This window comes from Alteromonas sp. W12 (assembly GCF_001924945.1).
In the GTDB taxonomy this organism is placed as follows: domain Bacteria; phylum Pseudomonadota; class Gammaproteobacteria; order Enterobacterales; family Alteromonadaceae; genus Alteromonas; species Alteromonas macleodii.
This window is the reverse complement of record NZ_LQXH01000001.1, coordinates 722,780-749,255: the sequence shown is the minus strand read 5'-3', so window position 1 is coordinate 749,255 and position 26,476 is coordinate 722,780. Positions and strand designations below refer to the sequence as shown.

Here is a 26,476-nt window from a genome sequence, read left to right as displayed (position 1 = left end):
TTAAGGATTAAGATTATTCTTGTTCACCCGCTTCTTGCGCGTCTTTTGGCGCCTGAGGCTTCATGTGTGGGAACAAGATAACATCTTTAATTGTTGAGCTATCAGTAAATAGCATAGCTAGACGGTCAATCCCGATACCTTCACCCGCCGTTGGCGGCAAGCCATATTCAAGGGCGCGGATGTAGTCATCGTCAAAGTGCATGGCTTCATCGTCGCCAGCGTCTTTCTCTTCAACCTGCTTTGCAAAACGTTCCGCCTGATCTTCTGGGTCGTTAAGCTCGCTAAAGCCATTCGCTAATTCACGTCCACCTACAAAGAACTCGAAGCGGTCTGTAATGAATGGGTTGTTGTCGTTACGGCGCGCAAGCGGCGATACTTCCCACGGATATTCTGTAATAAACGTAGGTTGGATAAGCTTCTCTTCTGCTGTTGCTTCGAAGATTTCGCAAAGGTACTTACCCGCCCCCCAAATGCCGTCAACTTCAGGCTCTTTAATGTGAAGCTGTTTTGCCATTGCTTTAAGCGCGTCAAGGTTCGCCTCTGGGTCGCGAATAGCTTCTTCGTTAGCTTCTGGCCAGTACTTAAGAATAGCTTCGCCCATACTTAAGCGGTCAAACGGCTTACCAAAATCGTATTCAACTTCAGACGTTACGTTACCTTCAGCGTCTTTAGTTGTGTTTTTGATAATGCTTGTACCAAGAATATCTTCTGCCAGCGTGCGCAGCATATCTTCGGTAAGGTTCATCAGGTCGTTGTAGTCTGCATACGCTTGATAGAACTCAAGCATAGTAAACTCTGGGTTGTGACGGGTTGATAAGCCTTCATTACGGAAGTTACGGTTAATTTCGAACACACGCTCAAAACCACCAACCACTAGGCGCTTAAGATAAAGCTCTGGTGCAATACGCAGGTACATATCGATGTCTAACGCATTGTGGTGAGTCACAAACGGCTTCGCCGTCGCGCCGCCAGGAATAACCTGAAGCATCGGTGTTTCTACTTCAAGGTAGTCACGTTCGGTAAGATAATTGCGAATACCGTTTACGATCTTGCTACGGATCATGAACGTTTTGCGCGTTTGTTCACTTGTGATCAAATCAACGTAGCGCTGGCGATATTTCGTTTCCTGGTCACTCAAACCGTGGAATTTTTCTGGCAATGGACGAAGTGCTTTGGTTAGCAACTCGTATTGCTCCATGTTCACGTAAAGGTCGCCTTTACCTGACTTATGCAGCTCACCCGCCACGCCAATAATGTCGCCAATATCTAGTGCGCCATATTTTGCTTTAAGGGCTTTTTGCGTGTCTTTATCTGCGTATGCCTGAATGCGGCCAGTCATATCTTGAAGCAACATGAAAGGACCACGCTTTGCCATAATACGGCCAGCGATGCTTACTTTGTTACCCTGCTCTTGTAGCGTTTCTTTGTCGAATTCACCGAACTTAGCTTGAAGCTCATCCGCATAGTTTTCGCGACGGAAGCTGTTTGGGAAACCGTTTGCACGGCACTGCTCGCGAATAGCGCTTAGCTTAGCACGGCGCTCTGCAATCAATTTGTTATCGTCTGTTTGTTGGTCAGTCATAACCTTTCACTTCGTTGTTCGGTTTACAGCCCGGATTTCAGGCTGGCTTCAATAAATTTGTCCAAGTCGCCATCCAGCACGGCTTGAGTGTTGCGTGTTTCCACGCCAGTACGCAAATCTTTAATGCGGGAGTCGTCCAAAACGTAAGAGCGTATTTGGCTTCCCCAGCCGATATCAGACTTGCTGTCTTCCATCGCTTGTTTTTCAGCGTTTTGTTTTTGCAGTTCAAACTCATAAAGTTTGGCTTTTAACTGCTTCATCGCCTGATCTTTGTTTTTGTGCTGCGAGCGGTCGTTCTGACACTGCACCACAATGCCCGTAGGTTCATGGGTAATACGTACCGCTGAATCTGTTCTGTTTACGTGCTGGCCACCCGCGCCCGATGCGCGATAGGTGTCTATACGTAAATCAGACGGGTTGATTTCAATATCGATGTCGTCATCAATTTCAGGATATACAAACGCAGATGAAAACGACGTATGACGGCGGTTGCCCGAGTCAAACGGCGATTTACGTACTAAGCGGTGTACGCCTGTTTCTGTGCGTAGCCAGCCAAACGCATATTCGCCCTGAACGCGCAGCGTAGCACTTTTAATGCCCGCGACTTCACCTTCCGACACTTCAATAAGTTCCGTTTTGAAACCGTGCGCTTCGCCCCAACGCAAATACATGCGCAGCAGCATATTGGCCCAATCTTGTGCTTCTGTACCACCAGAGCCCGACTGAATATCAATATAGCAGTCGTTTTCGTCGTTAGGGCCAGAAAACATGCGGCGAAACTCAAGCACTTCTAGCTGCTCAATTAAGCCTTCAAGCTCACTTTGGGCCTCAACGAAGGTATCTTCATCTTCGGCTTCAACAGCCAATTCAACGAGACCTTCAACGTCTTCAGTTCCCTGATCGAGCTTGTGGATCGTCTCTACGATTTGCTCCAAGGCCACTTTTTCTTTGCCAAGGGCCTGCGCTCTGTCTGGCTCGTTCCAAACGTCAGGACTTTCTAACTCTCGGCTAACTTCTTCTAAACGCTCTGACTTTGCATCAAAGTCAAAGATACCCCCTAAGCGCTTCAGTGCGCTCGCGGATATCTTTTATCGCATTCATAACGGGGTTTATTTCAAACATAGTCCGCTTATTTCGTTAAAAATTTAAGACCGCGGATAGTACCGAATTTGAAGGAATTTTGATAGGGGTTGGCGCAAATATTGCGACACTGAGCTTGTGCTAATTTTCGTATGGATTTTAAGCACCTTCGTTGAAGCGAGTATTTTCACCGTTCAATGGCGCGCACATACTGTTGGGTAGGCTGTCTTAACCCATACAAATAGAGTAAACGTTTTTAAAGGCAGCCTACAGCTGCACTAGTTTGGGGCATTATTGCTTAGTGTCGCGTGCGTTTAGAGTGCGAATTGTTTGGAAAATCTTTTAGGAAAAGTATGTCGTTCAATAATTTGTCTTATGCCGTTATCGGCGTACTTCTCGGTCTTTTTGTATTGGCCTTGGGCCAACTCGTCGATTGCCAGAACCTTGCGGGGGCAACGATGGCGTTGCAGTGCCCCAACGGCACGCCCATTTCTAAATTGTGGCTTGCCACGTCAATGTTAATAGCGGGAAGCGGAATTTTCACTTGGCTATATCGCAATCGTAAATATTAACCGTAAAGTGCAGAAATGACTCGTTGAGTATCAACGGTGTTAACACATCACTGCGTATAACTGTTACGTAATGAGTCTAACTGCTGACTGACGAAAGTAAGATTTAGAACGAACAACATGTTTTAAGTGCTGTTCGTTCTGGTAAAAAAGAGCCATGCTCATTTTTAATGGATTGCCCCTTTTTCCTGAGCAAAGTGTTTTTTACACACCCGCTGGAATTTCCGGCTATTTAGCAAAAGAATAATCTGTGTAGCCCTTCTCACCACCGCCAAATAACGTATCGGGGTTGTGCTCATTCAGGGGTACATTATTCGCTAGTCTGTAGGGTAAATCTGGGTTCGCCACGAAAGGTCGACCAAAACCAATCATATCTGCCCACCCTTCAGTTAGAGCTTGTTCGGCACGCTCTGTGTCGTACTTTCCGGCATAAATGAGCAGACCGCTATAGGCTTCACGAATAGCCATCTTGAATGATATTGGCATTTGCGGCGCATCATCCCAGTCGGCTTCAGCAATATGCATATAGCCAATCTTGAAACTATTAAGCATGGAAGCAATCGCAAGATAGGTCTCTTCGGGATTGTCGTCGACCGTCCCGTTTAATGTTGTTAGGGGCGCCAAACGTACACCTACTTTATCAGCGCCAATTTCCTCAGACACAGCCTGCACCACTTCTTTCAAGAATCGAATACGGTTCTGTACACTTCCGCCGTATTCATCAGTTCTTGTATTACTTTGAGAATCAATAAACTGGTTAAGCAAGTAACCATTAGCCGAATGCAATTCAATGCCATCAAACCCAGCATCTACGGCATTGCGCGCCGCAACGCGATACTCTTCTACCACGGCTTTTATATCTTCAATGCTCATTTCTCGGGGCATGACCGACTCAACAAAGCCAGGGTTGCCGCCTTCATCAACAAATACTTTTACGCCTTTTGCTTGAATCGCCGATGCGCTAATAGGCTGCTTCCCCTCTGTATTTGAAGGATGGGATACGCGACCCACATGCCAAAGTTGCGCAAACATCACACCACCCGCTTCATGGACTTTATCTGTTACCAACTTCCAGCCATCGATTTGCGCCTTGGTATAAATCCCCGGCGTCCACGCATAACCCTTACCGAGTGCCGAAATTTGTGTGCCTTCACTCACAATAAGCCCTGCACTTGCGCGCTGAGCGTAATATTCAGCCATAAGGTTGTTGGGCACATCTCCCGGCTGTGTTGAGCGGGAGCGGGTCATTGGCGGCATAACAACCCGATTGTTCAGCGTTTTTCCAGCCAGCGATAGGGTTTCAAATAGTTTCATAATACAGTCCTTTAAACTTTATTCTTGCAATTTACACGTTTGGATAACGGTAGATATAAGGCCCTAAAGCTGGGTTAGAACCCGTATTTTTAACAAAGCACTTTTACATTTTTCACAAAAGTACCGGTGTATTTCGACGACGTTATCCCAAATTTCATGCATCTCCTCTTGACGCAGAAAAAATTAAGCTTACACTTGTGCGCTGAGTTAGCGTACAAGTGTAAGCTAAAATATTTTCATCCTTTTTGTATTTAAGATATTCCGACGAAATACAGGTGTGATTTCTACATTGAGACTATTACTAGATAAATTCACTGATCGCATTTTTCACCATGCCTCTTGGAAGGGCTACTGGGAAGTGCTGATGCAGCAAGTTAGACCCGCGTGGCGCGATGGGTATTTCAGAGCTAGGGTTGTGACCGTAAAAAAACTGAGCACGGATATGCTCGAGGTGTTACTTATACCAGAGAGGTCTTGGCCAACGCATGTTGCAGGGCAACATATCGCATTAACCATAGAAATTAATGGCAGGCTCACCACTCGCGTGTTTACCATAGCGAGTGGTGCTAACACCCGACAAAAAGAAAAGCAGATTCGTCTTGTAACCAAGGTTAAAGCTCAGGGCGCATTAACACCTTATCTTCACTCTTGTGTGCCTAATCAATGGGTAAATATCTCAGCCCCTATGGGGGAATTTATCTGGCCGAAGGTTGAAAAGCCCCTACTTATGATAGCGGGCGGCTCGGGTATAACTCCTTTCATTGCCATGCTTGACGATGCCGTCAACAACGCGCAGCTAAACCATACACCGGTACACTTACTTTATTTTGCTAAGCCAGACGAGCATGTATTACTCAATGAATTATCAGCGTTCAGTCAGCGCTGTGAGCACTTCACCTATGATATTTTGAGCAAGCAAAAAGACGGAGACGTAGAAGCGCATTTGTGTAACTTTGCCAATTCACACTGGTTAGTGTGTGGTCCACATGCCATGTTCGAGCAAGTTGAAAGTTATGCAAAAGCGATCAACGTGCCTGTTTCGAGCGAGCACTTCGCTGCGCTTCCTGTGGTGAGCAACACCAGCCTTACCGAAATCGAAACCTTTTCCCTGGTACACAATGGCCAATCTTTGGCTATCGACAATCAGCAAACCCTACTTATACAACTTCAGCAAGCAGAACAACCTGTGACTTATGGCTGTGGCATGGGAATTTGTCATCAATGCCAATGTGTTAAGAAACGGGGCGTAGTGAGAGATACCCGCACGGGTGAGCTTTCAGATAGCGCAGAGCAACTTATTCAGCTGTGTGTATCACAAGCCGTTACTGATTTGGAGATTCAACTATGAACACCAGCGTTGCAATAGACAACCAACACCGTGAAGAAGCCATCGAACAAGCGCATTCTCCGATAAGTGAAACCAAAGCTATTCGGTCAACGAGCACTAAAGAGAAACCGAACTACGAGTTACTTGCCGCTCAGCTTGATGAAATTAAAGCTGACATTAAACGAAAAGTGGGCGCTGAAGATGCGGCCTATATCCGACGTATTATTCTTGTTCAGCGAATTTGCGAGTGGAGCGGACGGATACTTTTAATGTTGGGGTTCATTCAACCGCTGCTCTGGGTTGCCGGCGTATTGAGTTTAGCTACAGCAAAAATTCTCGATAATATGGAAATAGGCCACAACGTAATGCACGGCCAGTACGATTGGATGAACGACAAACACATTAATTCGAAAGGCTATGAGTGGGATATTGCCTGCGATGGTGCGAGCTGGAATCGCGTTCATAATTACGAGCATCACACGTATACCAATATTATTGGGAAAGACAGAGACTTTGGCTACGGCTTGCTTCGCCTGTCTAACGATTTTAGATGGCGTGTAAAAAACCTATGGCAGTTTGCGACTTACATCGTACTTAGTGTTTTATTTCAGTGGGGTGTGTCGTATCACGAAATGGCCGCTGAGCGGGTCTTTTTTGGAAAAAAGAAGGACAACCGTAAGAACCAAGTTACCAATAATGAACTTAAGAAACGCTTTTTTAGCAAAGGCGCACGTCAGTTAGTAAAAGATTATGTAATATTTCCTTTGTTAGCTGGGCCGTTATTTTTATGGGTATTTACCGGCAACCTTATCGCCAATTTGCTACGCAATTTATGGACATCTACTATTATCTTTTGCGGCCATTTCACTGGCGACGTGGAAACGTTTAAACAAGAAGATTGTGTTAATGAAACCCGAGGGCAATGGTACTACCGACAAGCGCTGGGCTCGTCGAACATAAAGGGCGGAAACCTGTTTCACGTGCTTACTGGGCATTTAAGCTTTCAAATTGAGCACCACCTGTTTCCAGATATCCCAGCCAGACGCTACCGAGAGATGGCCCCCAAGGTAAAAGCCGTATTCGAAGAACACGGCATGCACTACAACACTGGCAGCTTTTTAAAACAATACGCCAGCGTGTTAAAACGCATTATTCGCTACTCTTTCCCTTAACCAGTTGAAACCCTAACCAGCCGGCCATGGCGCTTGCGCTGGTTAGGCACGTGCCCCACGCCCAGTCAATCAACATAATAAACAAAGTAAAACCTTCAATAATGCTGTACGCCGTTAAATTGTAGGCGCCATAACTGGCCAACCCTAGAAGCGCGCCATCGATCCCTGCATAAAGTAACGACTTATCTCTGTTCGCCACCACAGCAAGTACAAACACCACACATCCATACATGAGGTAAAAAACCACCCAAGGCCACGTGATAAATTGACTTCTAAGCAAAGAAGCCATTTCACTTTGATACCAGCCATCTGCAATAACGCCAAGCCACAAGAAGTCGAGCACACCAAAACACACAAAGATTGCAATTAACGACACGACGATGTTTTTCGCAAAGCGAATGAGGTTGGAAAGCATGGAACCTATCCCTGTAAATAAGCAAATTGCGGATGCAAGTGATTTAAAATATGAATACGCAAGTGTTGCACAATAAGCGCATCACTTGAATGATATTTCAAGATAATGCGCATGGGACGGTAACTTACTTAACTTTCAGATACTCAGGTTTTCATTTTTGCAACGAGTGTTTCTCGCAGAGTTGCTGTTGGGCGGCCAAGTAGCGACGATAAGGTGCCGCTGTTGTTTTCAAGCCACCCAGATGCTGCATAATGCTCTGAATCTGCCAATGCAGCGGCCATCCCCTCAGGTAAGCCCATGTTAATCAATGCATCTCTAAAAGCGCTCTCGTCTAAATCTATGAAGCCAATGTCTTTGCCAGTAATTTCAGATAGGGTGGATGCGTACTCCATAAGCGTAAAGCCCGTGTCGCCAGCAAGCTCGTAAATTTTGCCAGCTTGATTTTCCGATGATAGAAGAACGGCCGCTGCGGCATCAGCAAAATCTTGTCGGCTAGCAGTGGACAAAATCCCCTGCTTTGCAGCGCCCGCTACCGCTCCCATTTGCAGTACGCTGTCTACATTATCGGTATAATTTTCCGTGTACCATCCATTTCGAAGAAACACAAAAGGCGCTGACACAGCTTTAAAGTAAGCCTCGGTTTGTTTGTGTTCTTGTGCTAACAGTAGTGGGGATGAATCTGCTTGCAACATGCTGGTGTAAGCAATAAGCGAGACGTTTTGTTTCATTGCTGCATCAATTACCGCTTTATGCTGCTCAAAACGTTTGCCAAACTCTGTACCTGAAATTAGCAACAGCTTCTCAACACCCTCAAAAGCTGTCTTAAGCGTTTCCGGGTTATTATAGTCGGCCTGCCGTACTACTACTCCCAACTGCTTTAATGCGTGTGCGTTATCAGTGTTGCGCACTAGTGCAACAATTGTGTTTGCCTTCTCTGTATTAAGCAGTGTTTGAATAACTTTTTGACCTAATTGTCCGTTAGCGCCGGTTACTGCAATCATAATCTATCCTCTATCAATTAAATGAGTACTGGTTGAACACAGAGGTGATTATGTGCGTGGAACACTGTTATGATAAGTAGACACATACAGAACGAATTGTTACGAATATGAGTACAATTAACTATTCACATCTTAAGGCACTCGCCATATTTGCCAGCGTAGTAGAATGTGGAAGCTTTGCGGAAGCTGCCCGCCGTTTAGGCACCAGTCGATCTAGAGTTAGCGAGCAAGTGGCAGGTTTAGAAGCATCTCTTGACGTGCGATTACTGCAAAGAACTACTCGACAGCTCATGCTTACTGACGAGGGAAATGCTGTATTTTCCCATGCGAAAAAGTGCCACGAGATTTTGCATGGTATTGATGAAGAGCTGCGTCAAACAGCGCCAAAAGGAAGAGTATCAATAACAGTCACCAACGACATTGCACACAAGTTTTTATTACCGTTGCTGCCTGAGTTCAAGCGCCGCTATCCTGAAATAGATTTACACATAGTGAGCAGTGACGATAAGCTCGACCTTATCGCTCAGAATATTGATGTAGGACTTCGAATTGGTTTGCCACGAGACGACTCGCTCGTCGGTAGGGTCTTATATCAAGAACAATTCGCCTTATATGCTAGCCCTGATTATCTCAAGAAATATGGTGAACCTAAGACTATTGCAGAACTGAATAATCATACCTGGATTTTGCTATCTCAGTTAAATTCACGAATCATGCATTACCTAATGCTGGACAACACACCAATCGACATTACACCCAAACATTACGAGCTGTGTAATTCTCCTCACCTTGTTCAAGAAATGGTCAAAGCAGGGTTGGGAATATCTACGCTGCTACCTTCAACTGTGCAAAAAGAAGTCGCATCCAACGAACTGGTACGAATTTTCCCTACACTTGGAAGTGAAACCCTGTTGTTTACCTTGATTTATCCTTCTCGTAAGCATGTGCCAAGCCGTACCCGAGCACTTATTGACTATCTGGTTGAGACTTGTCGCTTCGGCAATGCCGCTTCTTTTTGACGTAAAATGCATAACGTATTGAGTGTTGCTTGTAACGATACGCTCTTTATGACGTTTGCATACCGAAATGCTTTACTTAAAACTTACACTGGGTGCTGCAACTAAAGAGGCGTTTGAATCTCAAAGTGACGTGGTTCAAATAAGCGTTAAATAAAATGAATAAAACACTATTAGTAATAACGACCTCTTTGATTGTCAGTGCGTGCGCTCATAGGCCACCACCTTTAGACATGGATGAAATATTTTTTGAAACGAAGATCAAGCAAGACGGTACCAAGCTCTTCGCCTTTAGCATTCCGTTAATGCAGCATCGTGACAGTGCCAAAGGTGGCGGTAAAGGCGGCCGTGGTCAGGGAGGCGAACGAAGTGGTCGTGGCGGTCGCCAAGGACAGGAAAATCGCGAAGGCTCGTCACATAGCAGCGATAGAATGACTGAGCAACTTTATACATCTCTAGATGAGAAACTGGATGAGACCGGTTACTGCCAAACGGGCTTTCTAGAAATAGATACACACCAAACCGAAGATAGGCTTCACCTATTAGGTGAGTGCAATGAAACGGCGAGCGAACTGGACAAAATCGAGTTCCCCAACGTTAATTAACCCGCGTTGTTGTGAAGCGCATTGCCGATGGCGTGCGCTTCATTCAACGTTCGTTTGCTAAACAACCTCTTAGTCAACACACAAGGTATGCTCCACAACGCCGTTAGACACATAGGCTCTACAGCCGAATAAGTCCGTACTTTCTAAACACACGCCGCGCGCCTTTTCTCCCGCTTCCATATTATTGTTTTCCGTAACACAAGCCACTTCGCACTCGCTGCTGTCATTACACGTATTACCGGCATCGTTTGCTGGGAGCACACAAGCATGCGCCTGCTGTCGGCCTACTTTCTTCCAGTTACCACCGTGTTTACCGCACACTTTTTCGGACTCAATGGAATAGGCCTGCTGTACCAAAGGCAATGAGGTATCAACAACTTGCTCTAATCTTTCGACGTCTTCAACACTCGCGATTGGCTCATCAATAGGTTCTGGGGACTGAGCGCCACAAGCAGACAACGCTGCACACACGCCTGCTATTAACCAGATCCTAAAACGCTTCTGTGCTCTACTGCTTGCTTGTTTCATTTTTTCTCTCAATTTATTTTACTTTTTAAACCACTACTATTTAAAAGCCAAACTATTTAAGCCCCACATTACTTAAGACCTAATTTATTTAAGACCGCTGCTACTTATGACAACCGCTATTAGATAAGTTCTTATTTTGTCGATAAATCCTTATTTGCTTATTGCGCTATGCCTAATAAATTATCAAACCTATGAAATTTTAGTGCTACCTCGACGGGTCTCTACATACACTTCGCAAAACTAGCAGTATTTACGGACGCTTTATGACACTAAACCAAACCGAAAACATGGTCACCGCATTGCTCACTTTTAGCTTCGCAGTTCTTGGCCTAACATTTTTATTGGGTGCAAACCCCAATGCACTTATCGCTACATTTAATTTCTACTCGTTAGACACTGTGTTGAGCGAGAGTGCCCTTGGTGCTTTTTCTGGTATCGCATTGCTGTTACTACCGTTAATGACCATTGCAGCACGTTTTGACCTTGTATCAGCAAAAGCAGTAACACTATATGCCGCTTTTGTAACTGCCATTCCATTGCTGACGTTATTATCACCAACAAGATGGATGGCCGATTTAGGGGGCTTCCCGATTATTGGCAGCGGTCAAGGCATCATCAAGTACTTCGCAGTATTACCGCTTTTCCTATTCTTGTTTTATCGCGAAAAATTTTCGCACAGGCAACTGACATACCTCAACTTTGCTCCTGTAGCCATGGTCTTATTATGGATAGGAGGCATGAAGTTTTTCGAGTTTGAAGCTAATGCAATTGTGGGGCTAGTTGAAACATCACCGTTTATGTCGTGGCTATATGCTGTGTTTAGCATACAGGGGGCATCGAATGTAATTGGTGGGTTTGATGTCCTCTTTGCACTGCTATTGGGTGCGGGCATCTTTACTAAGAACAAGCCGATGATCATTGCGAGCGGACTGGCTTGTTTATCGGTTTTTCTGATGACACAAACGTTTTTGTTTACTGTACCGGATACCTTTAACAGCACGACTATCGTCAACCGCCTAGGTCAGTTCGTTATTAAAGACCTTTGGTTTGTCGCTAATCTTGCTGTGGTGGCTTACTTTACGCTGTTCGAAGCAGTTTCACGAGAACGCGAAGAAGCGCAGTTGGGCCAATCGCCACAGTAAGGCTTTACGACAAAGTCAGGTTAAAGATGTTGTAGTAATTAACCACTACCCCACTTATCGTTTATTCGAAAATGGTCACTTGGTTGCGGCCATTTTCTTTTGCAGTGTAAAGTGCTTGGTCGGCATGGGTTAACATTCTGTCGTGATCTCTCGCGCCATCTGCACTTGCTACACCAATACTGATTGTGACTTTCAGCGTTTGCGCTATAAAACTGAAATCATGTGCTGCCACGATTTTTCGAACATGATCCATAGCTACCCTTGCATTTATCAAGTCATATTCGGGTAACAACACAGTAAACTCTTCGCCGCCCCACCTTGCACATTTAGCATAATGCGGAACTTCGCGATTTAATATACGGGCCACCTCAGTAATGACTTTATCTCCTACTAAGTGAGAGTACTGATCATTTACCTGTTTAAAATGGTCGATATCGATAACGGCAAGACATAGAGGAGATTGTTTCGCTTTAGCCTCTTCAAAATATTGTACAAGCCAGCGGTCGAATGCTCGTCTATTTGCAATACCGGTTAGATCATCATGAGTTGCTTGGAACTCGAACCGCTTGGTTTGTAATTCTAATGACCTGGTTTGTTCATCGACCCTTTGTTTTAAAATCATTTCTGATTTTTTCAAGTGATGAAAACGTACTTTATAAAGTGCATAGATAACAAAACAGAAGAAAAGAAAAACCGAGAATTTAAAAGCAAATGTCTGATAAATACTGGGTAACACGCGAATAGAAAATGGTGACGTAATCTCTTGCCAGGGACCACCAATATAACGAGCACGTACTTTAAACTGATAACGACCAGGTGCTAAATTAGTGTATTCAGTCATTCTAAATTGATGACGGTTAACCCAATCTTGGTCATATCCTACTAACATAGCCTGATACTCTATACGCGAAGGCATAGCGAAACCCAACCCTGCATACTGAAACGCAACTCGCGTTGTTAACGGCGTTACGTCTACTTCCCTTTTATCCGTATCAAATTGCTGGTCAGCACCGTCCAGTAGTACCGCCTCTATACTTACCGGAATAGGGAATTCACTCAACATGGCAAGGTTTGCAGGCGTTACTGTGGCAAGCCCTTTCGCAGTAGGAAGCCAAACATTTCCGTCTACATCGACAATCTGAGATGGCTGTGATCCACCATTGATTTGAATACTCGCCAAGCCATTTTCTTCCTTAAAATGTTCAAATTCCAATAATGCACTTGGATATGTCAGACACTCCTTAAGACTTGATAGTGAAGTGAGAATGACCCCTTGGTTTGAACTTAGCCATACACCGCTGTTGTGATCTATACCGATTGAAAACAGTTTATCTACGGGAAGCCCCTGCGACTTTTCGATTACACTAAGTGCCTGAGTAGCATTGTCAAAATACGCAAGTCCTCGATCGGTTGTAATCCAAGTTCCCTTTTCAACAACGCTAAAACTGAACGCGTGCTGCGCATCTGAATGTTCAGGAAACGAAACTACGTGCACAATACCCTGTTGGATATAGGCGAGTCCTATCCCTGTAGCAATCCAGATTCGTCCTTCACGATCTTCTGCCAAGCCCATCGAAAAATGGGCAGGTAGCCCATTTTGTTCATTAAAATGGCTTAGCTTTCCATCTGGTGTTTGTTGAACTACACCTTGCGCCGTGGCATACCAAACACTGTTATCACTCGCTAAAAGAATGGCCCTTACTTCATTACTCGGTAACCCTAAATGTCTATTGAGGTAAGGAGTAAGTTGGTCATTTTCATATCGCAGCACACCTTTTGTGTAGGTGCCGACTAACGTTACCTCTTCAGTTACCGCTGCCAAACTGAGTACAGAGAAAGCTTCACCTGTAGTGAGCGATGCGCTGGAAAACGCATCATTGGAAAATATATCTAATCCAGCACTTCCACCTGATAAAAGTTTGCCATCAGACGTTTGCAAAACAGTTCGCAAAAAGTCTCCACTCATTCCTTGGCTTTGCGAGAATGTGGTGAATAGCGCACGACGCAGCCTAAACAAACCACCATTAGTGCCAATCCAGATATTTTTTTCCAAATCTTCAAGCAGTGAAAAAACGCGGTTATTGGGAAGACCTGCTGTCGCATCCAGTTTTTCTAGACCTAAGTCACTTAGACGATAAAGGCCATGATTGATGGTGCCTACCCAAATGCTATTTTGATGATCAAGCAAAATACTACTAATTGATTTGTCGGCAAGTGAGCTGTGAAGTAGCGCAAAGGTACCGTTTTTTTGCTGCCAAACACCGTGTTCCGTGCCAACTAAAACACGTTTTTTGCTATCAAGAGCGAGAGTAAATGATGGACCAGAGAGTATGTTGTGGTCGGGTACAGCTAGCTGAAATTTATCGTTTATGTATTTGAACAAGCCTTGATTTGTTGCAAACCAGATTACGCCAAATCCGTCTTCGATTATGCGGTAAGCACTCGAATTTACAATGTATTCTTTTTGCGTGCCGTCAGGCGTTCTCATTGCAATCCCCGTGTCTTCCAGCGCAAACCACAACACGTTATTACTGTCTCTGAATGCATGATTAACCATTGAAGACAGGGGCGCTTGAGCATGCCACTGCTCTGCGATAAGCGACGTTACACCGCCTCGGTTTCCTGCCACAAGTAGCTCGTCGCGGGGCTTGTTGTAATACAAGCTTCGAATGCCGGAGTCTGGTAATCCTGTTTGCGCGCCGCGGGTAAATACAGTGAACTGCTGACCATTAAACCGAGCTACACCTTCCCAGGTACCCGCCCATAGATACCCATTGGACGTTTGTGCTAATGCGTGAATACTATTGTGAGGAAGCCCGTCTTTCGTTCCCCACGACTGAGGGAAATACCGGTTGAGCGGCATGAGCTGAGAAGACTCTACCGAAAAGCCATCTATGGGTATCACCCACAGCAAACACATCACAAAAGTGAGAGACACAAACTTCAATGGCTTCTCGGTACATTATTAGATAGACGGTGTAATAATACCTCTATCTATTAACTAACACAAAAATTGTGGTTTTTAGTTATCTTCGGTCAACGACAAGCTAACCCAGACTAACCTGTGATCTGAGCTGGCTTCACGGTCTTTAACTAATCGATATAGGTCACTGGTTTTTGCAGGCCAGAAAACGCCAGCATCGTTCACATCGAAGCCAAATCGAGATGGCAAAACATAGTCAGCTCTGGCTCCCCAATAGGCAGTAAAGCGGTTACTAAACTCTGCACCTGACGCGCCTGCACCGCCTGCGCTTGTTGGAATGATGTCGTTATTAACTAACGGGTGCTCGGTCAACTGTTCAATAACACCCTCGCGATGTTTATCTCCAATATCCGCCGCGTTAAAATCACCAACAAGTACAAAACGCGCGTTCTCTGACAGGCTGACTTTCTCGCCATTATCATCGTAGATGTAGGCTCCTTTATCCGGAGAAAGGTAATCTGCCATAAGCCTAATTTCGTCAAAGTTGCGCTTGCCGTTGCGGTCCTCGCTCCCATCGAAATTAGGTGGTGTTGGATGCATAGCAAGTATGTGTACGGTTTTACCTCCTACTTTCACCGGCACATCCCAGTGAGACTTAGAACTCAACCTTAGCGCGGCCCACTCTTCTACGTCGTACCATGGCTTGCCCTTATCAGTACTTCCGCTCTCATCGGGAATAATAGGAACCTGTGGATGAGGCATGTGATGCCATTTAAACGTCTGAAAGGTGCGAATACCATCAACATCAATAGGGTATTTTGACAAAAGCGCCATACCATATTGCCCGGGATAAAGCCCAAAACCATATGCATCGCCACCAAAACCTTCTGCTTTGCCATTGTTATCTAAGTCGAATTTCGTGGGCTCCCCTGTGTTGACTGTGGCCACATACGTATACGGGTAATCCACAGGCTCAAGGCCGTCTTGTGAAACATTCAGGTAGTTCTTAACAAATGCTTCTACCCCTTTACGCTTATCTGCAATGTAGTCAAATTCATTCAACATCAAGATATCGGGGTTAACGCGTTGAATAATTTCAGCAATGTTTTTAACTTGGCTATGCTCACCCGTTGAAAGAACGTGTTGAAGTACCTGATCGCTTGGCTTCATACCCAACGCTTTGTAGTTAGTGGCTTCCATACTTACATTAAACGTTGCGACTTTAAGCATTTGCTCTTCTTGCGAGCTAGCCAGCGTAGATACGAATAATGCGGGTAAAAGAGCTATCGCACAGAAAAGTGCCCTATTTTTCATGTTGTTACCTGTAAGTAAAAGCGAAATGCAAAGATAGCAACTTTAGCGGCTTATCTGAACTTTTTTGTTTTATTAAAGATCGTTGTATCAACAAGATGGTCATGGTCATGCTCTCGCCCTTACATAAAAACGGAATTTATTTTCATAAATGAGACCTATTAAAGAAATATTTTTTACTATAAAGCACCAACACTAAAATAATAGAATCAAATACTCGCTCTTAACTGATATTCTAATTTTGTTTTATACAGCTAGCGTCAAGCGAACTACGCTTAACGTTTCGCATTTTGGGTGAATGAGAGAAAGTTATGAAAAGCTGGGTTTCAAAAGCGATCAATATTATCAATGCAGATTATCAACGTTCGGCTGATACGCACTTAATCAAATTAGAGCAGATCGCTTTTAGAGATATTGATATCTACCTTAAAGATGAAAGCACCCATCCAACAGGCAGCCTAAAGCACCGTCTAGCCCGGTCCCTTTTTCTGTACGCCCTTTGTAATGGAAAAATTGTAGAAGGAACTACTGTGGTTGAAGCCTCGTCAGGCAGTACAGCGGTGTCTGAAGCTTATTTTGCTAAAATGATTGGCGTTCCGTTTGTTGCGGTTATGCCTAAGTCTACCGCCCAAAGTAAAATCGCGCTTATTGAGCGCTATGGCGGGCAGTGTCACTTTGTAGATTGCCCTACGCAAATGCACAGCGAAGCAACCAAAGTAGCTCACGAGCTTAATGGCTACTTTATGGATCAGTTCCTTTTCGCAGAGCGCGCTACAGATTGGCGTGGCAATAACAATATTGCTGAGAGCATCTTTGAGCAAATGAAAGCCGAGCCCCACCCTATTCCACACACCGTGGTTATGAGTGCAGGTACAGGTGGAACATCAGCCACCATAGGGCGTTACATTCGCTACAAAGGTCTCTCTTCTCAGCTTGTCGTGGTAGATCCAGAATTCAGTGTGTTTTTTGATAGCTTCAAAAACAACGATCATACACTTACTGCTACCCGTGGTAGCCGCATAGAAGGGATAGGACGCCCTAAAGTGGAAGCCTCTTTTCAACATGACGTAATAGATGACATGATTGCCGTTCCCGATGCCGCCAGTATTGCAACCATGCATTGGTTAAACAACACCATGGGAATTAAAGCCGGCCCGTCTACCGGCACTAACCTATGGGGCGCATTAAGTATTGCTGAACAAATGAAGCAGCGAGGAGAAGTGGGATCGATCGTAACGCTTATGTGCGACAGCGGAGAGCGGTATAGTGAAACTTACTATAATGCTGGTTGGGTAGAAAAGACCATTGGCTCATTCGCTGAATACACCACCAAACTAGAGGCCATCGGAGCCCCTGTTTAAATAGCCTGTTTCTGCTGTTTAAAGTGCTGGGGCGTTATGTATCGCGCAGCACTTTATTCAAAGCGTTTATCTCTATACATTGGCGATATACTTCTCATTGATAAAGCGCGCAAAATTATGATCAAAATAAAAAACGTTGTTAGCTGTACAGTTGCATTTGCCACAGCGTTTGCTGCACACACTGCCTTTGCTACCAGTACGTCGACTGTTGAAACTGCGAACACAAGCAACACTAGTATTAACCGAGCCGCAGACGCGACCGCCAACACTGACATTCCTAACAACAATTACGAAAGCGTTTTTGCTAACCTCGCGCTTCATTGTATTCATCAAGAGTTTCCAAATGTAGTGAAACACATGATGAATAACGGCGATGACGTTAAGGCACCCAATCAACTCTACCCTTCATTTTATGGTTGTTTAGACTGGCACTCGTCGGTTCATGGCCATTGGCTTTTAGTAAGAATGCTAAACACTGCGCAAGATGCAGTGGATAAGGATGAGATCATTGAAAAGCTCAACATCAGCTTTACGCCTAAAAATATCCAAGGTGAATTGACGAGCCTTAAGCGTGAAAACAATGCCTCATTTGAACGCCCCTATGGTCTTGCTTGGTTCCTGCAGCTAACCGCTGAACTACGTCAATCTTCCCTTCCTGAAGCAACAAAATGGCTAAATACTTTACGTCCTCTCGAGGACGAAATTGTAGCCAGAGTAAGCGCATGGTTACCCAAATTAGCTTACCCAATCCGTACGGGTGAGCATAGCCAAACCGCCTTTGCTTTTGGCTTAATGTTGGATTGGGCGAAAACAGCAGGTAATAAGGAGTTTGAAGCGCTGTTAACGTCCAGGGTGAAAGACTACTATCAGGACGATACACAGTGCCCTCTTGCCTACGAGCCTTCGGGACAAGATTTCTTATCACCGTGTTTGGCCGAAGCTGATTTAATGCGAAGAGTAATGTCTAAAAAGGACTATAGCCAATGGCTTTCAGCGTTCTTTCCAAGCCTCACAGCTAGAACATCAAATTGGCTAGCTCCCGCTACAGTGACTGACAAGACGGATGGTAAACTCGCTCACCTAGACGGGCTGAACATCAGCCGAGCGTGGATGATAGAAGGCATAATGCAAGCTTTGCCTGAAGGTGACAAACGCTTACCTGTGCTTAAGAAAGCATTAAGTTCACATCGTGAGGCCGGGCTCAACGCGGTGTTTGGTGACATGCACTATATGGGCAGCCATTGGCTTGGCAGCTTTGCCAGCTACTTAGAAACACAGCGCGGTTTGAATTAACTTATATCCTACTAAAGTGTGAGATGAATGAGCACTAAAGTGCTATTCGTCTCACACGCCTACCGTGGCATGCTCATTCTATGGTGATATGAATAAAGCGCAGCTATGGAAATTTTACTTGTTGATGATCACGCAATAGTGAGAGAAGGCTTTTCTACACTGTTATCTTCGGTACTCGAAGGCGCTGTCGTCACCAATGCAAAAAATGCGCAGCAAGCCACAAATGCACTTCGTGCCAACCACTTCGACCTCATTATTTTAGACATTAATTTAGGAACCACCAGCGGACTAACGCTAGCGGAATATATTGTTCAGCGCTGGGAGCACGCAAAAGTACTTATGTTCAGCATGTTCGATGATATTTCCATCATCGATAGAGCTATGAAACTAGGGGCAATGGGCTATGTTAGTAAACAAAGTGAACCTGATGTACTGATAAGCGCGGTGACATCTATCATTAAAGGCCGCCGTTATTTAGAACACAATACTGCCATTGAGCTCGCTACATTCAACCTGTCACATTCCGGAGGCAACTTAACAGATCTGACACAAAGAGAGTTGGATATATTCCTTGGTATAGCGAACGGGCTTTGCCGAAAACAGGTCGCTGAAAGCCTCAACATTTCTGAAAAGACGGTCTCAAACGTTATCACCCAGCTCAAGCGAAAACTTGAGCTACAGACAAATGCCGAGTTTGTTCACCTTGCCATAAAGCAGGGTTATATCAAAATTGCCAGCTAAACAAGCGCCACTAAACAAGGTCGGGAAAACTTCCCTGTACTTTCGTATCTTTTTTATACCCCTTTGGTACTAACTTTGTCTCATGATAAAGATACCTCATGTAAATCAATATATTAGCGTTTTCATTACACTTCAATCTAAGGGAATTTTTCCCGTATTTTGAAGGACGGAATCCGTTTATCAGGGCCTCTACTTAGTTACATACTGTTAACACAACATCAAGGTAACAGTGGAAATAAAACTATGGCTAAGTTCTATTCAAAGGCTTCATTGGCCTTAAGCGTAATTATTGGTTTAGGTACGAGTTCACATTTATTTGCGGACGATGGCGTGACATGGGCAGACATTGAAAATGATGCCAAGACGCCTGAGAACGTGCTGATGTATGGTATGGGTCCAGAAGCTCAGCGTTACAGCGGACTTGATCAAATCAACAAAGAAAATGTACACATGCTATCTCCGGCTTGGGTGATGAGTTTTGGTGATGAAAAGCAACGGGGTCAAGAGTCCCAAGCAATTGTGTACGACGGTATTGTCTATGTAACCGGTAGCTACTCCCGTATCTACGCCTATGAGGCAAAAACAGGTAAGAAGTTGTGGGACTACGCCCACCGCCTTCCAGAAGGGATTCGACCGTGTTGTGACGTGGTAAATCGCGGCGCAGCAATTTATGGTGACTTAGTCTTTTTCGGTACGCTGGATGCTGGCGTTGTTGCCCTTGACCGGCTAACGGGCAAAGTAAAATGGAAGAAGCGCTTTGAAGACTATCGTGCAGGCTACACCATGACGGGGGCACCTACGATTGTTAAAGACCAAAAGTCAGGAAAGGTCATGCTTATTCACGGTTCATCAGGTGATGAGTTTGGTGTTGTAGGAAAACTGTTTGCACGCGATCCTGAAACCGGTGAAGAGATTTGGATGCGTCCATTTGTTGAAGGGCACATGGGCAGGTTAAATGGAAAAGACAGCACGCCTACTGGTGGTTCATACGAAGTGACAACGTGGCCGAAGGATGAAAACGGCGAAATGGTTGAGGCTTGGCACCACGGTGGTGGCGCACCATGGCAGAGTGCAAGCTTCGATGTTGAAACTAACACCATCATTATTGGTGCAGGTAACCCCGCTCCTTGGAATACATGGAAACGCACCGCCAAAGGCGGCGATCCACGAGATTGGGATAACCTTTATACTTCCGGACAAGTGGGTGTAGATGCAACCACTGGTGAGGTTAAATGGTTCTATCAACATACACCTAACGACGCATGGGATTTCTCTGGCAACAATGAACTTGTTCTATTTGACTATTACGATAATGGAAAGCTCATAAAAGCGACGGCTCATGCAGACAGAAATGGCTTTTTCTATGTAGTTAACAGACAAAACGGTGAATTCATCAGAGGCTTTCCCTTTGTAGATAACATTACGTGGGCCACACATATAGACCCTGACACGGGTCGCCCAGTTGAAGTAGACGGACAACGCCCACCACTGCCTGAGCCGGGTGAAAAACGAGGAAAGTCAATAGAGGTATCGCCTCCATTCTTGGGCGGAAAGAACTGGAACCCGATGGCCTACAGCCAGAATACCGGCTGGTTCTATATGGGCGCAAACCACTGGAAAGAAGACTACTGGACGGAAGAAGTGACCTATAAAAAAGGTGCCGCTTACCTAGGACAGGGTTTTAGAATTAAGCGCATGTATGACGACCACGTGGGCGTACTTCGTGCCGTAGACCCCATTTCAGGTGAAATTAAATGGACACACAAAGAGAAACTTCCTATGTGGGCTGGGGTACTGGCGACGAAAGGCGGACTCATTATTACCGGAACGGGCGATGGCTATGTCAAAGCTTTCGATGAGGAAACCGGTGAAGAACTTTGGAAGTTCCAAACGGGCTCGGGCATCATTTCATGCCCTATAACCTGGGAAGAGGATGGTGAGCAATACATCGGCTTAGCGTCAGGGTATGGTGGTGCAGTACCTCTATGGGGAGGAGATATGGCTGAACTCACCAAACCTGTCGCGCAAGGTGGTTCGTTCTGGGTATTTAAACTTCCTAATCACAATAAAAAGCAAAACGTCGCTAAACAATAGCTTTATCTTTGCAACAAACCAAACCGAGAGGCGGTGAAAACGCCTCTCGGCATTAAGGAGCTCTCATGCGCTTACGTTTTCAAGCAACCAAACAACTCCCCATATTATTAGTTGTCCTATATTCAGCAACTGCCAGTGCCATTCCCGATTTCGAAGATGACGTGGAAATTATCAACGGATGTGAAATAAAACCAAAGACAGTGTGTAGCGACACAGACTTAAGCGGTGCTGATTTGAGCCATGCAAATTTGCACGGAGCAGTATTCACCAACGTTAAGTTCAACAAAACAGATTTAAGGCACGCCAACTTAAGCTATGCGACGTTTAAGAAAAGTAACCTGGATCACGCTGATTTAGCTACCGCCAATTTAAAACACGCAGATTTACGCAGCTCAAAAGTTCGCAACGCTAACTTAGAAGGCGTAGATGGCTGGGCGCTTTTCGGTCAAGGGGTTGATTTCACTAACTCCAACTTTTCAGGTGCTAACCTGGACCAAGCGCGTTTATCAGGTGCGACAATGGTAAGCACCAACTTACGTGCCGCACGCTTAGAGCGGGTTTGGATGAACAAAGCAAACTTTGAAGGTGCTTCACTGATTAACGCCAATATTCAGGAAGCAAAACTGAACGATGCAAGTTTGTATCGAGCGAACCTAACCGGCACGCGCATCCACTACGCAACATTTCAGGGCACTTTCATGGACGAATGTATAAACTGTCCTATTGACTGGTAAGCTAGAGCCCCCTTGGGGTTACTCTAGCAAGGTCGCTTTCGTCTAAGACACTTTACCTGCCAACTCAGCCGTTTCTTTACCCAAATTTTTAAGCTGCTTAATCGTCTTTTCATCCGTAATTGCGCCATCTTCCATAAGCGTATTTACCTTCGCAATAGCTTTTTGGTTCGGCAGCACCATAGTACCTAGATTTTCAAGTAACATTCTCAGTACCACCAGCACGCGCATGCCGCCTAGCCCACCAGCAGACGCAGCCATAATTCCAGCCACCTTACCGCGATATGCTTGTAATGGCTTTTCGCCTTCCCCCATGCGCGATGCCCAGTCGATTGCATTCTTTAGCAGTGCGGGATAGCTTGAGTTGTATTCTGGTGAAGCAATAAGAAAACCATCATGGCTCATTAGCAATTCTTTGAACGCCTGTGCTTTTTCAGGCATACCAAACTCGGCTTCCTCATCTTCATTAAACAACGGCATTTGAAAGTCAGCGAGGTCTATAACGGTAACCTCTGCGCCAGCTTCTCGTGCGCCCTCTGCGGCAACTTTCATAATAGCTTGGTTGAATGAACCTTTACGGGTACTACCTGCAAATGCAAGGATCTTAGTCATTTGAGTTTCCTGTCGTTAATTTAAGTAGTGTTCTAGTTGTCTGATTTATAGGAAGCTATCGCCCTATCGGTTCTAATCGAAATGTTATACCACTGTACCTGCGGTTACACGCCGCGATTACGAACATTTTAAGTCTCGCTGAGTACGCAATAATCTATGCCCACTGGTATAACGATCACGATTAGCGCAAACGAGCGTTGTAGGGTTGACGCTTATGTTTCGCATAAAAAAAGGCTGACAATCAATGTCAGCCTCTTTGTTATCAATATGTATGTTGTACCGCGAACACTACATTTTTTCTAGTGTTTCGATGCCAAGTAGAGTTAATCCTTGCTCTAGCGTCTTGGCAACCAGAGCTGACAACGCTAGACGGCTATCGCGTACAGCTGGCTCAATACCGTCTTTTAACATCGGGCACGCTTCGTAGAATGACATAAACGCTGAAGCCACATCATAGAGGTAAGTACACAGTACATGAGGCGTGGCTTCACGAGATACTGTACCAATCACCTCTTCAAACTGCATAAGTAATACAGCTAGCGCGTGCTCTTGTTTCTCAGCAATATTGATATCTACTGGCATGGTGGCCATATCCACACCCGCTTTTCTGAACAAGCTTTTCACACGGGTATAAGCATACTGAAGGTAAGGCGCCGTGTTACCTTCAAAGCTTAGCATGGAGTCCCAGTTAAACATGTAATCAGTTGTGCGGTTTTTAGATAGGTCAGCGTATTTCACAGCGCCAATACCCACCTTGTGAGCGACTTCTTTAAGCTCGTCTTCGCTTAAATCGTTGTCGCGCTCGGCGATAAGTTTGCCCGCACGCTCAACGGCTTCATCAAGCAATTCGACCAGTTTAACTGTACCGCCAGTACGGGTTTTAAATGGCTTACCGTCACTGCCTAGCATCATTCCAAATGGGCAATGCTCGTAAGTTTGCTCTTCTTTCATAAAGCCCGCTTTACGGCCCACAATTTCAGTTTGCTTGAAGTGCAGTGCCTGACGCGCGTCAGTAAGAATCAGCGTACGGTCAGCGTTTAACTTGCCGCTGCGATAGCGCATTGCCGCAAGGTCTGTCGTTGCGTATAAATAGCCGCCACCCGACTTTTGAACGATGTAAACCGCAGGGTTACCTTCTTTATCAGCAAGCTCAGGTATAAATACTACCTGCGCACCTTGGTCTTCTACTGCAAGGCCTTTCGCTTTAAGGTCACTGATTACGTTGGCTAAATCGTCGTTGTAAGCCGACTCACCCATAATATCTTTACGGGTCAGGCTTACGTTTAGCTTGTCGTACACTTCTTCTGAGTGGGCAATAGACACGTCAATGAACTTTTCCCATAGCGCCAGACACTGAGCGTCACCGCCCTGCAGCTTAACTACGTATTCACGGGCGCGGTCGGCAAAACCTTCTTCTTCGTCAAAGCGTACTTTGGCTTCGCGGTAAAAGTCTTCAAGATCAGAGAGTGCAGTTTCAGCCACTTCATCTTGTAGCTTGTCTGAAAGGTGCGCAAGCAACATGCCGAACTGTGTGCCCCAGTCGCCCATGTGATTTTGACGAATAACGTTGTGGCCCAAGAACTCAAGCACTTTAACCACAGCATCGCCGATGATAGTAGTACGCAGGTGGCCCACGTGCATTTCTTTGGCCAGGTTAGGCGATGAGTAATCAACAACAATGTTTTGTTCTTTTGACTTAGCAATACCTAAACGTGGGTCGGTTAGCGACAACTCACACTGATTAGACAGCCATTCGTCATTTAAATGAACGTTGATAAAACCAGGGCCCGCCACTTCTAGCTTGCTGGCAATATCGTCGAGCTTTACAGTCTCAACAATTTTATCTGCAATATCGCGCGGCTTTTGCTTAAGCTGCTTGGCTAGCGCCATCGCGCCGTTAAACTGATATTCACCAAATTCAGGTCGAGCGCTGCGCGAAACTGGCACTGGCGCATTTTCTACGCCCATTTCTTGTAGAGCTTCAGTGAAACGGTTAACTAATAGTGCATGTATATTCATAATATATTGTGTCTTTGTTTAATCTTTATTAGCTTAATTTTCGCGCGTGTTCTTGAACTGAATATCAGGGTAGCGCTCTTGCGCTAGCTGTAAATTCACCATAGTAGGTGCGATGTACGTCAGGTTATCGCCGCCATCTAGTGCAAGGTTTTGCTCACCTTTACGGCGGAATTCATCAAGCTTCTTCTCATTGTCAGAGTAAACCCAGCGGGCAGTGCTCACGTTAATATGCTCATAAAGCGCGTCTACGTTGTATTCGGCTTTCAAGCGAGCGACTACCACGTCAAACTGAAGCACACCTACTGCGCCCACAATCAAATCGTTGTTGGCAAGCGGTCTAAACACCTGTACCGCCCCTTCCTCAGAAAGCTGGATCAGTCCTTTAAGCAGTTGCTTTTGCTTAAGCGGATCTTTCAAGCGGATGCGTTTAAATAGCTCAGGCGCAAAGTTTGGAATACCCGTAAAGCGGTAGTTATCGCCTGACGTGAAGGTGTCCCCTATGCGAATGGTTCCGTGGTTGTGCAAGCCGATGATATCGCCGGCATAGGCTTCTTCTAGCAATGAACGGTCACCAGCCAAGAAGGTCAATGCATCCGAAATACGCACATCTTTACCTAAACGGCTGTTGCGCATTTTCATGCCTTTTTCGTACTTGCCCGACACAATACGACAGAATGCGATGCGGTCACGGTGTTTCGGGTCCATGTTGGCCTGAATCTTAAATACAAAGCCACTGAACTTACCGTCGGTACTTTCGATAGTCCCTTCTTCGGTTTCGCGGCCAAGTGGCGCAGGTGCCCACTCAACCAAACCGTCAAGCATATGATCAACACCGAAGTTACCTAATGCTGTACCGAAAAATACTGGCGTTAACTGGCCTTCCAAGAAAAGCTCTTGTTCAAATTCGTTAGATGCACCGCGTACAAGCTCAAGCTCGTCACGCAAGGTTTCAGCGAGGTCACTTCCTACTGCAGTATCTAACTCAGGGTTATCTAACCCTTTGATGATGCGCACGTCTTGGATAGTGTGACCCTGGCCGCTTTGATACAAAATAGTTTCGTCGCGGTGAAGGTGATATACACCTTTAAAGCTCTTACCACAGCCAATTGGCCAAGTAATTGGTGCACACAGGATATCAAGCTCGGTTTCTACTTCATCGAGCAGTTCCATAGGATCGCGAATATCACGGTCAAGCTTGTTCATGAAAGTCACAATCGGCGTATCGCGCAAACGGGTGACTTCCATAAGTTTACGGGTTCGGTCTTCTACACCTTTCGCTGCGTCGATAACCATAAGGCATGAGTCAACCGCCGTCAGTGTTCGATAGGTATCTTCAGAAAAGTCTTCGTGCCCCGGAGTATCCAGCAGGTTTACTAAGTGATCGCTATATGGAAACTGCATGACCGAGGTGGTTACCGAGATACCACGCTCTTTTTCCATTTCCATCCAGTCAGATTTAGCATGCTGACCTGACTTTTTACCTTTAACGGTACCGGCAGTTTGCAGGGCGCGTCCGAATAACAATACTTTTTCGGTAATCGTGGTTTTACCCGCATCCGGGTGCGATATGATTGCGAACGTACGTCGCTTTTTAATCTCTTCTAGAAGCTTCTTATCTGACATCAATACTTATCTTCGTT

Annotated in this window: 22 protein-coding genes; 11 read left to right on the top strand and 11 right to left on the bottom strand. The window is 45.3% G+C overall.

Going from position 1 to position 26,476, the window contains the following annotated elements:
* Positions 1-13: 13 nt before the first annotated feature.
* Together lysS and prfB are read right to left on the bottom strand one after the other, a co-directional pair.
* Positions 14-1,582 (bottom strand): lysine--tRNA ligase, encoded by a 1,569-nt coding sequence (lysS, locus tag AWH61_RS03085; protein ID WP_075176188.1) that lies wholly within the window; start codon positions 1,580-1,582, stop codon positions 14-16.
* Positions 1,583-1,605: 23 nt separating this feature from the next.
* Positions 1,606-2,704, bottom strand: a protein-coding gene (prfB, locus tag AWH61_RS03080; RefSeq protein WP_101563798.1) for a peptide chain release factor 2 whose coding sequence is annotated in 2 segments (ribosomal slippage) — positions 1,606-2,628 and positions 2,630-2,704 — 1,098 coding nt in all. Because the reading frame shifts where the segments join, the coding sequence is not laid out codon by codon here.
* Between the two features lie 311 nt (positions 2,705-3,015).
* Here prfB and AWH61_RS03075 point away from each other — a divergent pair.
* Entirely contained in the window at positions 3,016-3,234 is a 219-nt protein-coding gene (locus AWH61_RS03075; RefSeq protein WP_014948746.1) for a hypothetical protein, read from the top strand.
* A gap of 225 nt (positions 3,235-3,459) precedes the next feature.
* On the opposite strand, the gene AWH61_RS03070 is transcribed toward AWH61_RS03075, so the two are convergent.
* Positions 3,460-4,545 (bottom strand): alkene reductase, encoded by a 1,086-nt coding sequence (locus AWH61_RS03070; protein WP_075176187.1) that lies wholly within the window; start codon positions 4,543-4,545, stop codon positions 3,460-3,462.
* 289 nt (positions 4,546-4,834) lie between these two features.
* Here AWH61_RS03070 and AWH61_RS03065 point away from each other — a divergent pair, with 289 nt between their 5' ends.
* A complete protein-coding gene (locus AWH61_RS03065) occupies positions 4,835-5,893 on the top strand; it encodes a flavin reductase family protein (protein ID WP_249922592.1) in 1,059 nt (352 codons plus the stop codon).
* On the top strand, positions 5,890-7,044 hold the full coding sequence (locus AWH61_RS03060) for a fatty acid desaturase family protein (RefSeq protein ID WP_083605847.1): 1,155 nt from the start codon (positions 5,890-5,892) through the stop codon (positions 7,042-7,044). Before AWH61_RS03065 ends, AWH61_RS03060 begins: the two co-directional genes overlap by 4 nt.
* Here AWH61_RS03060 and AWH61_RS03055 read toward each other — a convergent pair.
* Together AWH61_RS03055 and AWH61_RS03050 are read right to left on the bottom strand one after the other, a co-directional pair.
* A complete protein-coding gene (locus AWH61_RS03055) occupies positions 7,022-7,459 on the bottom strand; it encodes a DUF2177 family protein (protein ID WP_075176185.1) in 438 nt (145 codons plus the stop codon). The genes AWH61_RS03060 and AWH61_RS03055 overlap by 23 nt on opposite strands.
* A 143-nt stretch (positions 7,460-7,602) precedes the next feature.
* Positions 7,603-8,460: an SDR family oxidoreductase gene (locus AWH61_RS03050; protein WP_075176184.1), complete on the bottom strand. Its 858-nt coding sequence runs from the start codon at positions 8,458-8,460 to the stop codon at positions 7,603-7,605.
* Between the two features lie 107 nt (positions 8,461-8,567).
* On the opposite strand from AWH61_RS03050, the gene AWH61_RS03045 reads away from it, so the two are divergent.
* Together AWH61_RS03045 and AWH61_RS03040 are read left to right on the top strand one after the other, a co-directional pair.
* Entirely contained in the window at positions 8,568-9,479 is a 912-nt protein-coding gene (locus tag AWH61_RS03045) for a LysR family transcriptional regulator (RefSeq protein ID WP_075176183.1), read from the top strand.
* A gap of 230 nt (positions 9,480-9,709) precedes the next feature.
* Positions 9,710-10,081 carry a hypothetical protein gene (locus AWH61_RS03040; protein ID WP_014975967.1) on the top strand — a complete coding sequence of 124 codons (372 nt, stop codon included), beginning with the start codon at positions 9,710-9,712 and terminating at the stop codon, positions 10,079-10,081.
* Positions 10,082-10,150: 69 nt separating this feature from the next.
* Here the strand turns inward: AWH61_RS03040 and AWH61_RS03035 are convergent, their stop codons facing one another.
* The gene (locus AWH61_RS03035; RefSeq protein ID WP_075176182.1) at positions 10,151-10,609 is read right to left on the bottom strand and encodes a hypothetical protein; all 459 of its coding nucleotides are present in this window, start codon (positions 10,607-10,609) and stop codon (positions 10,151-10,153) included.
* A 263-nt stretch (positions 10,610-10,872) separates the two neighbouring features.
* Here AWH61_RS03035 and AWH61_RS03030 point away from each other — a divergent pair, with 263 nt between their 5' ends.
* Complete coding sequence (locus AWH61_RS03030) at positions 10,873-11,751, top strand: DUF417 family protein (RefSeq protein WP_075176181.1); 879 nt, start codon at positions 10,873-10,875, stop codon at positions 11,749-11,751.
* A 61-nt stretch (positions 11,752-11,812) separates the two neighbouring features.
* On the opposite strand, the gene AWH61_RS03025 is transcribed toward AWH61_RS03030, so the two are convergent.
* Positions 11,813-14,671: a ligand-binding sensor domain-containing diguanylate cyclase gene (locus AWH61_RS03025; protein ID WP_349642591.1), complete on the bottom strand. Its 2,859-nt coding sequence runs from the start codon at positions 14,669-14,671 to the stop codon at positions 11,813-11,815.
* Positions 14,672-14,773: 102 nt separating this feature from the next.
* Positions 14,774-15,988 (bottom strand): endonuclease/exonuclease/phosphatase family protein, encoded by a 1,215-nt coding sequence (locus tag AWH61_RS03020; RefSeq protein WP_075176180.1) that lies wholly within the window; start codon positions 15,986-15,988, stop codon positions 14,774-14,776.
* 308 nt (positions 15,989-16,296) lie between these two features.
* On the opposite strand from AWH61_RS03020, the gene AWH61_RS03015 reads away from it, so the two are divergent.
* The 5 genes from AWH61_RS03015 (at position 16,297) to AWH61_RS02995 (ending at position 22,208) form a co-directional block, all read left to right on the top strand.
* Positions 16,297-17,346: a PLP-dependent cysteine synthase family protein gene (locus AWH61_RS03015; RefSeq protein WP_075176179.1), complete on the top strand. Its 1,050-nt coding sequence runs from the start codon at positions 16,297-16,299 to the stop codon at positions 17,344-17,346.
* Between the two features lie 36 nt (positions 17,347-17,382).
* Positions 17,383-18,639, top strand: coding sequence for a DUF2891 domain-containing protein (locus tag AWH61_RS03010; protein ID WP_075176178.1), 1,257 nt, complete (start codon positions 17,383-17,385; stop codon positions 18,637-18,639).
* 105 nt (positions 18,640-18,744) lie between these two features.
* Positions 18,745-19,380: a response regulator transcription factor gene (locus AWH61_RS03005; RefSeq protein ID WP_014975961.1), complete on the top strand. Its 636-nt coding sequence runs from the start codon at positions 18,745-18,747 to the stop codon at positions 19,378-19,380.
* 243 nt (positions 19,381-19,623) lie between these two features.
* Positions 19,624-21,474 carry a methanol/ethanol family PQQ-dependent dehydrogenase gene (locus tag AWH61_RS03000; RefSeq protein WP_061485122.1) on the top strand — a complete coding sequence of 617 codons (1,851 nt, stop codon included), beginning with the start codon at positions 19,624-19,626 and terminating at the stop codon, positions 21,472-21,474.
* A 65-nt stretch (positions 21,475-21,539) separates the two neighbouring features.
* Positions 21,540-22,208, top strand: coding sequence for a pentapeptide repeat-containing protein (locus AWH61_RS02995; protein WP_075176177.1), 669 nt, complete (start codon positions 21,540-21,542; stop codon positions 22,206-22,208).
* Between the two features lie 42 nt (positions 22,209-22,250).
* Here AWH61_RS02995 and AWH61_RS02990 read toward each other — a convergent pair whose 3' ends face one another.
* From AWH61_RS02990 to prfC, 3 genes are all read right to left on the bottom strand, one after another.
* Positions 22,251-22,817 (bottom strand): NADPH-dependent FMN reductase, encoded by a 567-nt coding sequence (locus AWH61_RS02990; RefSeq protein ID WP_014978661.1) that lies wholly within the window; start codon positions 22,815-22,817, stop codon positions 22,251-22,253.
* Positions 22,818-23,105: 288 nt separating this feature from the next.
* Positions 23,106-24,836 (bottom strand): arginine--tRNA ligase, encoded by a 1,731-nt coding sequence (gene argS / locus AWH61_RS02985; protein ID WP_075176176.1) that lies wholly within the window; start codon positions 24,834-24,836, stop codon positions 23,106-23,108.
* 33 nt (positions 24,837-24,869) lie between these two features.
* Positions 24,870-26,459: a peptide chain release factor 3 gene (gene prfC / locus AWH61_RS02980; RefSeq protein WP_014948726.1), complete on the bottom strand. Its 1,590-nt coding sequence runs from the start codon at positions 26,457-26,459 to the stop codon at positions 24,870-24,872.
* Positions 26,460-26,476: the final 17 nt, after the last annotated feature.

Excerpts from the sequence above, each read along its gene's own strand:
- AWH61_RS02990 (WP_014978661.1), bottom strand. The coding sequence starts at position 22,817 with ATGACTAAGATCCTTGCATTTGCAGGTAGTACCCGTAAAGGTTCATTC.
- AWH61_RS03030 (WP_075176181.1), top strand. The coding sequence starts at position 10,873 with ATGACACTAAACCAAACCGAAAACATGGTCACCGCATTGCTCACTTTT.
- AWH61_RS02995 (WP_075176177.1), top strand. The coding sequence starts at position 21,540 with ATGCGCTTACGTTTTCAAGCAACCAAACAACTCCCCATATTATTAGTT.
- AWH61_RS03035 (WP_075176182.1), bottom strand. The coding sequence starts at position 10,609 with ATGAAACAAGCAAGCAGTAGAGCACAGAAGCGTTTTAGGATCTGGTTA.
- AWH61_RS03070 (WP_075176187.1), bottom strand. The coding sequence starts at position 4,545 with ATGAAACTATTTGAAACCCTATCGCTGGCTGGAAAAACGCTGAACAAT.
- AWH61_RS03025 (WP_349642591.1), bottom strand. The coding sequence starts at position 14,671 with ATGTGTTTGCTGTGGGTGATACCCATAGATGGCTTTTCGGTAGAGTCT.
- argS (WP_075176176.1), bottom strand. The coding sequence starts at position 24,836 with ATGAATATACATGCACTATTAGTTAACCGTTTCACTGAAGCTCTACAA.
- AWH61_RS03000 (WP_061485122.1), top strand. The coding sequence starts at position 19,624 with ATGGCTAAGTTCTATTCAAAGGCTTCATTGGCCTTAAGCGTAATTATT.
- AWH61_RS03075 (WP_014948746.1), top strand. The coding sequence starts at position 3,016 with ATGTCGTTCAATAATTTGTCTTATGCCGTTATCGGCGTACTTCTCGGT.
- AWH61_RS03010 (WP_075176178.1), top strand. The coding sequence starts at position 17,383 with ATGTATCGCGCAGCACTTTATTCAAAGCGTTTATCTCTATACATTGGC.
- AWH61_RS03040 (WP_014975967.1), top strand. The coding sequence starts at position 9,710 with ATGGATGAAATATTTTTTGAAACGAAGATCAAGCAAGACGGTACCAAG.
- AWH61_RS03050 (WP_075176184.1), bottom strand. The coding sequence starts at position 8,460 with ATGATTGCAGTAACCGGCGCTAACGGACAATTAGGTCAAAAAGTTATT.
- lysS (WP_075176188.1), bottom strand. The coding sequence starts at position 1,582 with ATGACTGACCAACAAACAGACGATAACAAATTGATTGCAGAGCGCCGT.
- AWH61_RS03060 (WP_083605847.1), top strand. The coding sequence starts at position 5,890 with ATGAACACCAGCGTTGCAATAGACAACCAACACCGTGAAGAAGCCATC.
- AWH61_RS03055 (WP_075176185.1), bottom strand. The coding sequence starts at position 7,459 with ATGCTTTCCAACCTCATTCGCTTTGCGAAAAACATCGTCGTGTCGTTA.
- AWH61_RS03020 (WP_075176180.1), bottom strand. The coding sequence starts at position 15,988 with ATGAAAAATAGGGCACTTTTCTGTGCGATAGCTCTTTTACCCGCATTA.
- AWH61_RS03015 (WP_075176179.1), top strand. The coding sequence starts at position 16,297 with ATGAAAAGCTGGGTTTCAAAAGCGATCAATATTATCAATGCAGATTAT.
- prfC (WP_014948726.1), bottom strand. The coding sequence starts at position 26,459 with ATGTCAGATAAGAAGCTTCTAGAAGAGATTAAAAAGCGACGTACGTTC.
- AWH61_RS03045 (WP_075176183.1), top strand. The coding sequence starts at position 8,568 with ATGAGTACAATTAACTATTCACATCTTAAGGCACTCGCCATATTTGCC.
- AWH61_RS03005 (WP_014975961.1), top strand. The coding sequence starts at position 18,745 with ATGGAAATTTTACTTGTTGATGATCACGCAATAGTGAGAGAAGGCTTT.